This window comes from Bradyrhizobium icense (assembly GCF_001693385.1).
In the GTDB taxonomy this organism is placed as follows: domain Bacteria; phylum Pseudomonadota; class Alphaproteobacteria; order Rhizobiales; family Xanthobacteraceae; genus Bradyrhizobium; species Bradyrhizobium icense.
In genome coordinates, this window is the sequence record NZ_CP016428.1 from 5,459,916 (window position 1) to 5,472,200 (window position 12,285).

The 12,285-nt window shown below is 59.1% G+C and carries 10 protein-coding genes and 1 pseudogene; 3 read left to right on the forward strand and 8 right to left on the reverse strand.

The features are described from left to right. Positions 1-24: 24 nt before the first annotated feature. From LMTR13_RS41170 to LMTR13_RS41175, 3 genes are all read right to left on the reverse strand, one after another. On the reverse strand, positions 25-183 hold the full coding sequence (locus LMTR13_RS41170) for an acyl-CoA dehydrogenase family protein (protein ID WP_156795786.1): 159 nt from the start codon (positions 181-183) through the stop codon (positions 25-27). A gap of 7 nt (positions 184-190) precedes the next feature. Next, on the reverse strand, positions 191-325 hold the full coding sequence (locus LMTR13_RS43185; RefSeq protein ID WP_156795787.1) for an acyl-CoA dehydrogenase family protein: 135 nt from the start codon (positions 323-325) through the stop codon (positions 191-193). 308 nt (positions 326-633) lie between these two features. Next, on the reverse strand, positions 634-804 hold the full coding sequence (locus LMTR13_RS41175; RefSeq protein ID WP_156795788.1) for a hypothetical protein: 171 nt from the start codon (positions 802-804) through the stop codon (positions 634-636). 222 nt (positions 805-1,026) lie between these two features. Between LMTR13_RS41175 and LMTR13_RS25645 the strand changes: the two are divergent. After that, a pseudogene (locus tag LMTR13_RS25645) lies at positions 1,027-2,353 on the forward strand (IS5 family transposase). A gap of 274 nt (positions 2,354-2,627) precedes the next feature. On the opposite strand, the gene LMTR13_RS25650 reads toward LMTR13_RS25645, so the two are convergent. The 3 genes from LMTR13_RS25650 to LMTR13_RS25660 form a co-directional block, all read right to left on the reverse strand. Further along, on the reverse strand, positions 2,628-3,815 hold the full coding sequence (locus LMTR13_RS25650) for an acyl-CoA dehydrogenase family protein (protein ID WP_236843116.1): 1,188 nt from the start codon (positions 3,813-3,815) through the stop codon (positions 2,628-2,630). Between the two features lie 62 nt (positions 3,816-3,877). Continuing rightward, positions 3,878-4,672 (reverse strand): carnitinyl-CoA dehydratase, encoded by a 795-nt coding sequence (locus LMTR13_RS25655; protein WP_065730223.1) that lies wholly within the window; start codon positions 4,670-4,672, stop codon positions 3,878-3,880. A gap of 197 nt (positions 4,673-4,869) precedes the next feature. Further along, complete coding sequence (locus tag LMTR13_RS25660) at positions 4,870-6,426, reverse strand: 3-hydroxyacyl-CoA dehydrogenase NAD-binding domain-containing protein (protein ID WP_065730224.1); 1,557 nt, start codon at positions 6,424-6,426, stop codon at positions 4,870-4,872. Positions 6,427-7,026: 600 nt separating this feature from the next. On the opposite strand from LMTR13_RS25660, the gene LMTR13_RS41180 reads away from it, so the two are divergent. Both LMTR13_RS41180 and LMTR13_RS41185 read left to right on the forward strand, forming a co-directional pair. After that, on the forward strand, positions 7,027-7,182 hold the full coding sequence (locus tag LMTR13_RS41180) for a hypothetical protein (protein ID WP_156795789.1): 156 nt from the start codon (positions 7,027-7,029) through the stop codon (positions 7,180-7,182). Positions 7,183-7,319: 137 nt separating this feature from the next. After that, the gene (locus LMTR13_RS41185) at positions 7,320-7,490 is read left to right on the forward strand and encodes a hypothetical protein (protein WP_156795790.1); all 171 of its coding nucleotides are present in this window, start codon (positions 7,320-7,322) and stop codon (positions 7,488-7,490) included. A gap of 518 nt (positions 7,491-8,008) precedes the next feature. On the opposite strand, the gene LMTR13_RS25665 is transcribed toward LMTR13_RS41185, so the two are convergent. Next, the gene (locus LMTR13_RS25665; protein WP_065730225.1) at positions 8,009-9,520 is read right to left on the reverse strand and encodes a porin; all 1,512 of its coding nucleotides are present in this window, start codon (positions 9,518-9,520) and stop codon (positions 8,009-8,011) included. A 1,528-nt stretch (positions 9,521-11,048) separates the two neighbouring features. Further along, the gene (locus LMTR13_RS39765) at positions 11,049-11,771 is read right to left on the reverse strand and encodes a Crp/Fnr family transcriptional regulator (RefSeq protein WP_236843119.1); all 723 of its coding nucleotides are present in this window, start codon (positions 11,769-11,771) and stop codon (positions 11,049-11,051) included. Positions 11,772-12,285: the final 514 nt, after the last annotated feature.

Below are 12,285 nucleotides of genomic sequence, written 5' to 3' on the forward strand. Positions count from 1 at the left end.
CAGCCTGTCGATCATGGTCACATGTTAAAAATAGTGACCGATGCTGTGCTCCACGGTCATTCCGATGCCACCATGGAGCTGGATCGACTGATGATTAATCACCTTCGCCGAACGACCGATCTGGATCTTTGTCGCCGAAATCGCGCGCTCGTGCTCGGTCGCATCGCTTTCGCCTGCTATCATTAGTGGCTTACATGACCATCGAGCGCGACTGCTCCAATTCGACAACCATGTCGACCGCTCGATGCTGCAGCACCTGGAAGGTGCCAATCTTCCGCCCGAACTGTTCGCGCGTCTTGAGATAGTCGAGTGTAATGGCCTGCATTTTTGGCAAAGAAGCCGACGGCTTCCGCGCAAGCGCAGCGACCGCCTCGTGCGCCACCCGCGAGATGATTCGGAACGTCCCTGCTGGATCGCCAACGTGTTAACGCGTACATTGTCAAGCGTCATCTCGGCTGCGCGCAGACCATCCTGTGTCGGATAACCGCGGCGCGTGAGGCCCGGCGCATCGGCGTCGATCAGGAAGAGCCCAATCCCATCCTTCTCCGGCGTGCCTCCGGCCGTTCGCGCCGATACGACGATTTTGTCGGTCGCAGCGCCGTGGAGGACGAGGCCTTAGGCGCCGCTCAGGATTCATCCCTCTCCGTCCTTCTTCGCCTGCGTCTCAACGTCGAAAAGGTCGTAGCGCGACTGCGGCTCGGCATGGGCGGAGGATAATTTTGTCCGGCCTTCCACGATGGCGGGGATGATCTCCGCCTTCTGCGCCTCGCTCGCGCCGTGCCGGAGGATGCCTCCGGCAGGCACCGTGGTCGCGAAATGGGTTCCAGGATTAATGCCTTGGCGAACGCCTCCATAACGAGTCGTCCGTGAACAAGCCTCTAAGGGATTGAACGGGAGTCTGTTTTTCGGCTGCGGAGGCATTTGAGATTGCAGGGATTTGGGGCTTGGGAGCCGCAAATCTTGCAATTTTGTTGGTGGATTCCCCTTTGCTGCGAACCATGATTCTATGGTGCATCGGAGGGGACGATGCGGCCGAAGAAGCACAAGACGACGGGATCGAGCGATCTGTTCCGGGCACGGCTGGACCAGATCATCAATCTGAAGCACGAGCTGGTTCTGCTGGCCGGCAAGATCGATTGGGACTGGATCGACGGCGAGATCGCATGCTCTAGAGCGAGAACGGCCGGCCGGGCATCGAGACCCGCTTCATGATCGGGCTGCTGTTGCTCAAGCACTTACGGGCTGTCCGATGAGGGGGTGTGCGAACGCTGGGTCCATGACTTCCAGTACTTCACCGGCGAAGAGTTTTTCCAGCACGCGTTCCCGCACGAGCGCTCGGACCTGAGCCATTGGCGCAAGCGGCTCGGCGACAAGCTGGAGCTGCTGCTAACCAAGAGCCTGCGGGTGGCGCACGAGGCCGGAGCGTTACGCAGCCAAGGCCTCAAGCGGGTCACGGTCGACACCACGGTGCAGCCGAAGGCGATCACCTTTCCGACCGATTGCCAAGCTGCTGCATGCGGCGATCAAAGGGCTGAACCGCCTGGCGGCCAGGCACGGCATCAGGCTGCGGCAATCCTATTCTCGTGTGGCCAAGGCCGCCGCGATGATGGCGGCAAACAGTTCAGGCGGCACCAGCGGCAGTTGCGCATCCTGCGCAGCCGGCTGGGCCGGATCATCCGCGACATCCGCCGCAAGATCGAAGGTCAGGCCGCGCTCGTGAGGAGACGTTCGCCCTCCCGCTTGGCCGGGCCACGCAGATCCGCTCGCAGCAGCAGCGCCAGCGCGGCTGGAAGCTTTATTCCTTCCATGCCCCGGAGGTGGAGTGCATCGGCAAGGGCAAGGCCTCCGCGCCTTACGAGTTCGGAGTGAAGGCCTCCATCGTCACCAACAACCGCCGGGCTCCCGGTGGCCTATTCGTGCTGCACGCCAGGGCGCTGCCTGATAACCCGTACGACGGTCACACCTTGCGGGACGTCATTGACCGCACCGAGACACTCACCGGCTGCGCGATCGAGCGGGCCTATGTCGACAAGGGATTACCGCGGCCACGACGCGCAAAATCCCCCGCCGCGTCTTCATCTCCGGCCAGAAGCGCGGCGTCTTCGGTGTCATCAAGCGCGAGCTGCGCCGCCGCTCCGCCATCGAGCCCATCATCGGACACCTGAAGGCCGATGGTCACCTCGGCCGCTGCTACCTCAAAGGCCGCGCCGGCGATGCCGCCAACGTCGTCCTCTCAGCCGACGGACACAATTTCCGCCACATCCTCGCCTGGCTGAGAGATTTCTGGCGCCTGATCCTGACTGCACTCTTCGCAGCCATCAGCGTCCAGTCAGCCCTCAGATCTGCTTCTTAACGGACGATTAACGATCATCGTCTCGATCGCGGAAGCCGCCATATTCCTCGACGAAAGACAATCCAAGAAGCGCGAGTTCGGCATAGCGCGCCCACATCGCCTCGCTATAACCGCGCTCCTCCTCCTTGATACAGGCGGCGGTTCTCGAAGCCGTAGCTGTCGAACACTAGCCGCTCGACGCTGTCCTTGAGAAGCCGCTGCTCCTCCGATAGATCAAAGCTCACTACCGAAATTCTTTCTGAATCGGGGCGCCGTGCCTGCGGCCTTCAAAGCATCAGAGGCCCAGGATTTCCTTTGCGATAATGTTCTTCTGAATCTCGCTGGAGCCCGGATAGAATGACGCTGCGCGGCTGTAGAAATAGGCGGGTGCGATCGTCGCAGCCCAATCAGGGCCGATCGGCTGTTCGTTACCGCTCTCGAGCTCCTCTTCCGAGAAATACGGTAGCGCGTAAGGTCCGACCACATCCATCAGAAGCTCCGCCGTCGCCTGCTCGATTTCTGAGCCCCTCAGCTTAAGGATGGGGCTTGCAGGGTCCGCACTCTTCTGCTGCTTCGATGCATTAGCGATCACCTGAAGCTGCGTTATTTCAATCGCCTTCAGCTGGACTTCGACTGCGCTAAGCTTCTCGCGGAAGGCGGCCTGATCAAGTAGCCGCTCACCGCCAGCGAAACACCGCGCGGCAAGTTCCTTGATGCGCCGGATGCGTTCCTTGGAGTTGCCTACGCTGGAATCACTGAAGCGTTCGTTGCCGAGAAGAAACTTGGCATACTCCCAGCCCTTGTTCTCCTCGCCGACAAGATTCTCGATCGGAACGCGGACGTCAGAAAAAAAGACCTCATTCACTTCGTGACCGCCGTTGATCAGCTGGATCGGACGCACAGTGACGCCGGGCGTCTTCATATCGATGAGGAGGAAGGAGATGCCCTGCTGCTTCTTCACGTCGGGATTCGTCCTGACGAGACAGAAGATCCAGTTGGCGTATTGCGCCGCCGTCGTCCAGATCTTCTGGCCATTGACAAGATAGTGGTCGCCAATACGCACAGCCCGCGTCTTGAGCGAGGCTAGGTCGGAGCCCGCGCCGGGCTCTGAGAAGCCCTGGCACCACCAGTCCTCGACGTTGAGGATGCGCGGCAAATAGTATTTCTTCTGCGCCTCATTGCCAAAGGTGTAAATTACTGGTCCGACGAGAGACACGCCAAAGTTAGACACAATATGGGATACGCCCGCACCTCTTCTTCGAAAATGTAACGTTGCATAAGGGTCCACCCGCCCCTCCATATTCATTAGGCCAATACGGAATGCCCATTTTGTTGAGGATGCGTGCGCCTGCGACCATCTCATCCCTCGATAGCGGCCGGCCTTCAATCGTTTGCGCCGCATCTCCGGCGGCACGTTATCACGCAGGAACTGACGCACCTCTTCGCGGAACGCCTGCTCTTCCTTTGTAAACGCGAGATCCATGGGATTTTCCCGTTGAGCGAATTCAGTTTTGAGCTATCGCGATGATCCTTCCTGCAACAGCACTATCTGCCCTTCCAAACCGGAGCGCGCTTTTCGGCGAACGCTCGGGGACCCTCGAGCCTATCCTCTGAGCGGCTCAGCCTATCGACCGTCGCGAGCTGGCGGCGTCCTACCCGGTTCATTGCGTCCTGGAAGGAGAGTGCTTCGGCCACGCGCGCTGTCTCCTTGATTGCGGCAAAGACCAGCGGCGGGCCACTGGCAAGCAGCCGCGCAATCTCGTAAACGCGGTGCCCGAGCTTCTCCTTGGGCAATACTTCGTTGACCAAGCCCCAGCGATACGCCTCGGCGGCATCCATCCAGCGCCCGGTGAGCAGAAGATCCATTGCGACGTGATAGGGGATGCGTTTCGGCAACTTAATCGTTGCCGCGTCGGCCAGGACGCCAGCGCGAATCTCCGGCAGAGCGAAGGAGGAATGATCGGAGGCGTAGATCAGGTCACAGGAGAGTGCGAGCTCGAAGCCGCCGCCGACGGCCATGCCGTTGACGCAGGCAATCACCGGCTTATTGAGATCACGTAGTTCCTGCAGGCCGCCGAATCCGCCGACCCCGAAGTCGCCGCAGGCGCCGTCATCCGAACCGCCGGCCGCGACCACGGACTTCAAATCCCAGCCGGCGCAGAAGAACTTATCTCCGGCGGTTTTGAGGACGGCGACGCGCAGGTCCGGATCGTCGCGGAACGCTTTGAAGGTCTCGCCCATCAACCGCGACGTTTTGACATCGATGGCATTTGCCTTTGGCCGGTCGAGCGTGACTTCGAGGATCGTGCCATCGCGGCGGGTGGTGATGACCTCAGTCATTCTTCTTCTCTCCAAGCATTGGCAACACGTGGGCGATCCAAGCACCCTCTCCTTCGACCCCTGGAACTTCTGGCGCTTCTTCCTTCGACGGGCGCCGCGCAAAGCCCATTTAATCTTCCAGCACTCCTACTGATCACAGTTGAATTGCGGGCTGAGACGCGCTTCGCGCTTCCATGGCGTCTATCTCCTGCAGACAATCAGGCGTTGCATTTTACGGCGGGTCCAGGACAGCTCGCGGCAGTTGAGAGGTTTTCCCGGCGGTTTCGCGTTGAGCGCAACCCGATGCTTGCGCCGGCGCGCTGGGGACGAGGCAGCTCCGCGTGCAGTCGGGCCAGCTCCAGCACGCGCTCGCGCACTTTCCCCTGCACAGGCCCGCTATGCCGACTGGCTGCGTTGACGTGAATCAGCATCTGCTCGCTCGTGGCCGCCGGCCTCTCCTCGCCCTCGCGCGTGAGCACGTGGAAGATATGGAGGCACTTCTCGTCGGCGCCGAGGACCTGTGTGAGCACTTGCACGCGATCGCCGGCATACAGCTCCAGGAGATGGGACAGGTGCGTCTCGAGCGTGTAGAACGACCCGTATTTTGAGCGGTACGCGCCGTCAATGCCGATCCAACTGAACAGGCCGCTGGTGCCCATGCCGCAGAGCTCGAGATAGCGGCTCTCGTTGACGTGCCCGTAGATGTCGATCCAGTCGGCCGGTATCTCTATTGCTGGTATTCGGAGTGGGCCAGAACCGTCAGTGAGCTGGGGGATGCGATCGCGCAGCCCACGTTCCCAGCGGGCAAGCGTCTCGCCCGCGCCGTATTCCTCAGAGCGCAGTCCCCGCAGCACGGCCACAAGACCGTTGTCGCGCTTTTGTTCGAGCTCTGGGGCGGTCAGCTTCTCGGCCCTAGCATCCGTCTGCTCGGCTAGTTTGTCGATGAAGGCCTCGGTGTACTTGGGCGCATCGGTGAGCTTGGTCCATGGCGACGTCAGCTCGGGTTTCCATTTATCTAAAAATTGACGCATGGCAGCCCCGCCGCCGCCGATCCGAAAGGGTCCCACGACGGCCCGGCGAAGCCCGAAGGAGTAACGGACAGCGTCGTCAACCTCCTCCGCCGTAGCCACATCGTCATGCACCAGCCATAGCGCCTCCCGCCACAACGCCTCCTGCATCCGGTTCGCGACGAACCCGTCCACTTCTTTGCGGACCACGAGCGGGTGCATTCCTACTGCCCGGTAGATCTCCGCCGCTCGCGCCAGCATCTCGGGCGCGGTGCGCCGTCCCCCGCACAGCTCAACCAACGGCAGCAGGTACACTGGGTTGAACGGGTGCGCAACGAGCAGCCGCTCCGGGTGATCCACCCCCGTTTGCAGCACTGACGGCCGAAATCCCGAGGTCGAGGAGCAAATCAGCGTTTCGGGGGCCGCCGCCCGGCTGGCAGTCGCGAACAGCTGCTGCTTGAGCTCCAGCCTCTCGGACGCGGACTCCTGCACGAGCTCCACACCGCTCACCGCGTCCGCCACCGAGTTCACTACGGTGAGCGCCCCCTCGTCTGGTAGTGGGACCTGCGTCAGCCTCCGATATGCGCGCCTCGCGCTAGCGAGCGTCACTTGAACGGTCTCGACCGCTCCCGGCGAGGGGTCATACAGTTTCACGTCCACTCCGTTAAGGATGAATCGTGCGGCCCACCCTCCGCCGATGATTCCTCCCCCTAGTAGCCCGACCACTCGCGGCAGCCTCTCAGGCAACAACTTTGACATCTCAGGCATGGAGCTTGACCTCTCAGGCAGGGAATTTGGGCGCCAGCTTCTCGCGAGCTTCACCACCTGCACCGCGATGCTGCGACAAGTTTGATCGTTAGCAAGTAGTATAGGGTCGCAGTGCTTGAATTTAATCAATGGAGCCCGTCACCGAGCAGAAATTCTGCGCGCGATTGTCAAAAGGCGAAGCTTTTGGTCAGCGTTAGCGCTGACGCGAGCTGGGCAGCCAGAGTTCATCTGAGCTTTGGATCAGGATCGGAGCCGACTGCCACTTGGCAATTTTCGAGCCACTAGACTTGTTCGGCGTCTCTCACGGCAGCGCGCCGGCCCGCTGAGCGAAGCGCTCAAACGCTCTTGCGCCCGGCACAGTGCGCTACGTTGAGCTCGTTGCAGGATGGGAACGATCCGGTACCTTCCGTTAAAAGCGTTGTTGATAGGCTCAAACACTTGGCTGGCTCAATATTGTAGCGCGGCGACGTTCTTCTTTTAGGTTCCTCAAGATTAGAAGGCCGCTGCACAGCCTATCAAGTGGGAGCGACCTCAACATACATAGATTCCGCGGCGAACTCGAACCTTTCGTCGCGCTGCACTTTCAGGAGGCGCTCGAAGATGAAGGCGCCCATCGTCGGCGGCGCTCCCGAAAACAACCCTCCAGAACCAGTGGCTGGTGCCGATAGTAGAGCGGCGGACACAGCGTTCTTCGAAAATCTTGAGATCGTGACGCGCCACGGCCGCGAGCGCATCATGCCCAGTCGTCGAGTATAAGGAGCTGGAGCTCGGCTATATCTGAGTCGTTTCTGGAATTTCAATGAGAGACTCACTCACGCAGACGGCATAGCAGCATCCGCCGCAGGAGCTTCCGATCGCTCGAATTAGTAATCTCTCGAACGAGCAGAAGCCCGATGCTGCTCGCGCCGTTCATAACGCGACCGAGCGTCGCCGATATAGGGATGAAGGATGGTCGGCAGCTCTGTGCCGGGGTGCGCTTGGGGATCCAGATTGTTGTCGACAATTGCTTCCAGCAAGCCGCAGATCCTGCCGATCTCGATCGTCTATATGGCCGCGCCTTTTAGACGTCCAGAGCAAAAGGGCCACACAAGACGGACAATGCGAGGCAGGTCCCGAAATCCTCGATATGGGATACCGATCCCCAGGACCAGGTCGAAAGCGAGTGCGGTTCAAAGGCCAATTGGCGAGGCCTCCACTTGTCGCCCTGCAAATTATGAGATGGAGCCCATGCCAAGCTTGAGCCGCAAACGCTCCCGCTCATTGAGCATCGCTCCGGCGTCATTCGGCAGGAGGTCCCTTGCTTTAGAGCGATAAGAGCACTCTGGGCGCCCCCGCGCAGATCGTCGGAAAACGGCCTTTGGGATCTGCACAACCTGACGCGATTCAGCCAAAATGACTCGATTCCAGGGGCTCGCTCGCGAATCTCGCCACTCGTGATCGCAAGGGTCCCGTCTCGCTTCACGCAGCCGAAATATTGGGTCCAAATTGAAAAGGCCCCCGGCGGGCATGCCGGAGGCCTTCTTGGAGGTTACACTCAGACGAATAGAAGCGCTTCTTTCTCCTTCTGCTGGTTGATAGATAATTAGAAGTTGCGCTGAGCGCGGATCAGCAGCGTGAGGGCGTTCTGGTCCTTCAGCTCATACGTGCCACCCGGCTTGGCGATAGCTGCCTGAGCTGGCAGAGCCACCGTGCTTCCGCTCGCATGCTTTTGGTCGAGCATCGTGTACGCGAGTTCGGCCGTGAAGGCCAGGTTCTTGACCGGAGTCCAAATCGTCCTCGTACCAATCACCGAGTAGTTAAAGTCGGGATTGCAGCCTGCAAGACCTGTCGAAAGCGCGAGGTTTGCTACGAACGCGCCGCAGATATAGCCTTTGGCAGTATTGTTGTAGCGCACAGCAGCATACGCGCCGAAGATGCTGCTGGCCCAGTACGGATTCCAGTTGTGGGTGTAGCCACCCTGGAAGCCGTAGGTCGTAGTTAGCTCCTGGCCGGAGCCGGCCACGAACACCGAGTCAGACACACCAGCGAGGCCGACGCTTTGGTAAGCACCTACGAGACCCGTGCCTCCGTACATCGCGAAGCTGGGTGCCGCCGTATAGTCGTGGAAATTGTAACGGCTTGCACCGTTCGTATAGACGCCCGACATGTTGATCGTATCACCCGGACCAGTCGGAACGTTCTTGATCGACAAGCCCAACTGACCCGCCCAGCCCCACTTGTCATCCGGGTGGCCGGTGAGCTCGGACGCACCATAGTAGGCAGCATGATTGTCATGGGCGGCGAACGAAGCTTTGAAGTAACCCCAAGCCTGGTCAACAGTGACCGACGCGACGAGGTCTGGAGCTCGCGCACCACCGATGTCGTTGGCTCCGTACGCACCAGTGGCCAGTCCCGCAGCCGTCGCTGAGCTTACATTCCAGATCGCGAGCTGGTTACGGGAAACCTGATCCTCGGCCGAGATGGAGGCCGAGATGCCTTGCCCGAATTCAAAGGTATAGGCAATCTGATTCGCCCTATCCCAACCGCCAGCGCCCGGCAACTCGTAAGAGTTCGCCGCATACTGGCCCCAATTAGTGCTGAACTGCGAAGCTGCCTTACCGAACGTAAAGCCAGCGAACTGCATGAAGGCCTGATAGAAGCCGGGAGTACCCTGCGCGACCTGATTTCCTAGTGACGTCGTATACGCCGTCCCGCCAGTGCCGGTACCGCTGTAGGTACCCCCTGTATAGGTCCAAGCGAATTCGGCGAACGTGCGGACGACACCATACTCGGTCGCGGTACGCGTATCAACGAACAGGTCTTGACGAGAGCGCGCGCTGTAATATTCGCTCAAGCGGTTGCGCGCGCCACCCACACCACTATTTGGTGCGTCATGATGGTAGCTCGTGCCGAATGTCGTTTCAGCACGCAGATATCCGCCTAACCTGATGCAAGTGTCAGTGCCCGGGATGTAGTAGAACCCAGCACCATACAGGGTGCAGATCTTAACGTACTCAACTGCTTTAGCCTTGACGGGGAGATCGGCCGCCTGCGCCCCACCCAAGGCGATCAGAGCCGCCGTCGAACCTAGAAAAAGGCTCTTCGCCATCTTCATAAAAGACCTCCAAATGTTTCACTTGAAGAGTGGCCGCTCACCCCAGAGATTGGCCATCTTCGCCCCAATCATTCTCGACAGACAGGGCCTTCCTCGAACGCCGGCAGCTAGATTAGCCCACAGGCGTCGCGGTGCGGACCATTCCGCCGCTCGCAAGGCTACGTTGACAGATTGTGTTCAATATCGGCGTGAAAGCTTTGTACGAAACGCACGAATGCATGGCCGCTCTGGGCCAGAGTGTTCTAATCGCGTCATAACTGTACGATTAGTACTGAAGACGCAGATGACCGTACGTCACGTACGCAGGACGATTCATGGTCCGCTTGAATTGTACGTCGAGAATGTTCGCGGGCCTCTGGTACTTAATTCGAGAGCTGCATGATGAGAAAGATCTAGACCTAGTCAGCACCTCACAGCGCGTTACACCGTACGCGACTCTCAGCCGCTGATGCGACGGGCGAGCATACTCACATCCGTGCAGAGCAAGTGGAGAGGAAGAGCGGAGCGTGGCGAGCTATTAATGCATGATCGTAACTGCAGGTCGAACACACACGGCCGATATGGCACAGCGTGAGCAGCTCATGCGCTGATGGATAACCCGCCGCCCGCCGTTCTTCGAATTATCGCACAGCTCGCGGACGCGGAGCACCAGATTACGGCGCTGGCACGACCATTTACGAGCCAGTTCTGTTCGTCTTCGGGCCTTGACGAATTTGGCGAACAAGGCGCTGAATCCGGCATGCAGTAGAGTCACGCGGACTGCGCCTGAACGTCTCCTCAAGAGATCGGCGGACCGACTCCAACTCGTACGTTATTTCCCAATAGACATAGGGCTCGATCACCTTGACCGCTATTCCACTTTTCTAGTTCATGTTGATTTCAAAGAAATTGATGTGCAGCCGCCACAAGGATGACCGGTCCATGCTTCTCCTCGACGCAAGAACAACCCTTTATAAGCCGACAAAGCGGATCACCCTAGCGTCATGAGAAACGGCAGACGACGAGATCATGAAAGCGCCGTCGCCCAGACAGCATTTGACGGGAAGATGGAGTAAAGGATTTCGTGTGGACTGCAGACGAGAGCTAAGTCTCACGCAATCAGCATGACCGCGCACCTATCGAATGAGTGTGACTGCGAACAGCCGACGACGATCTCGCGATACCGTCAGTTGCTCAGATCTCATATTGGACTGAACAGCCTTTCGATCGTAGGTGCTGACAAACGAAAAGCAGCACCCGGTTGTCGGACGTAGGCTATCGAGCCGATGCGCACGCCGGAAGCAACGAAGGGCATCGGGAGGATCAACTGATCGCTGAAAAATCCGTCGGGTGTATCCTATGAACACATCGAGGACCCAGGCCTCCGCCTGGCCGATCACAATGACCTGCCATAGCGCACATCCAATCCGCCGCGCCGCTCGTTACCCGGCGCTATGGATCGATGGCTGACATCACGGGCTCGGTTGAGGCATAAGCGCCTGAAATAAGTTTGTAACAACTGCATGCCTTTTGCTCGAGGCAGCGTTTCTCAATCCGCAACACGCCGCGAGTTTTCCGAATCAATCCTTGTTCTTCGAATCGGATTAGTTGTTACCCCAGCGCGGCGCAATGCTAGAACGGAAGAGAGGTAATCATGTGTAAGCAGCACATCAGCATCAAGGGCGTCACTCGCCGAACACAACCACCACGCGAGCCGTTTCTCGCGATCGTGTCGCACGCCGCACAATCCGGTCTGAGCGCAATGCAAGTTCAGTGCATGGACGTACCGGAGAAGATGTTCTCGAATTTCAGCGCAATCGTGCATCACTCGTCCCAGATCCTCGACACGAATTCTGTGCGCGCTTCCCGGAAAGAGCACAACAGATTGATGCGTCGCAAGATGCGGTCCGAACAAGAGCGAAGCGCCGATAGCTCCGCCATATCCTATCACCGCTGTTTCAAGAACGCTTTCCGCCGCGACAATCCTAACGGAGATAAGTCCCGACTCTATAAAATAGACGTGATCGAGTGACCTTTTCGGTTCTTGCAGCACCATGCGTTCTCTTATAACTATTGGCTCAAGGAACTCGCCTACTGCCGCGAGCTCTTGAAGAGAAATCCTCGCCAGAATCTCGTTTTTGAGAAATCGCCGCGTACTAGAGCGGCCCGCACCGCGCCACGGAAGCATCCGATGTGCATCGGAGGTCCGCGTGAGAGCCGCGGCGCCGGGGACTTCAAGCGCTTCGCGGACGGCGGGTGCGTGGTCGGTCATGCTGCGGTCCGCCTCTCGTTAAGAAGATCTTACTAGGTCAACCCCTTCACGAACTATTGATTCTTAGTTTAGCAATGTGTTGCCGCCAATTCGTGCGATGAGACGGCTCTTGGCGATTAAGTCCTGCGATGGAACGGCTTCCGTCGATTCATTTTGGCAAGCGCTGATTGCGCATACCTGCACTGCTAGCGCCTTGTTGAATGGGGTCGTGGGCGCTTTTGCGTGCGCCTTGCGAGGCCTGTGTGCTCGGGATTACCGAATTCAGTGCAAGCCGGAGCGTTTGCCACCACAGAGGGGGGCAGTTCTGGCGCGATGTCCGATACACCGCGACCATCCACATGCAGCGACGAAATGAAATGCTTCTTCTAGTGACTAGCATGAGGTCAACGCATGCACCGTCTTGCTGGCGGTGCTGGCAATCACCGTCTGGTGGGCTCGGTGCGCATCGATCGGTATCCTTACCTAGGCGAGACGCAATGCGCGTCGACCTCCCCGCCCGGTTCGCCGAAAAGGC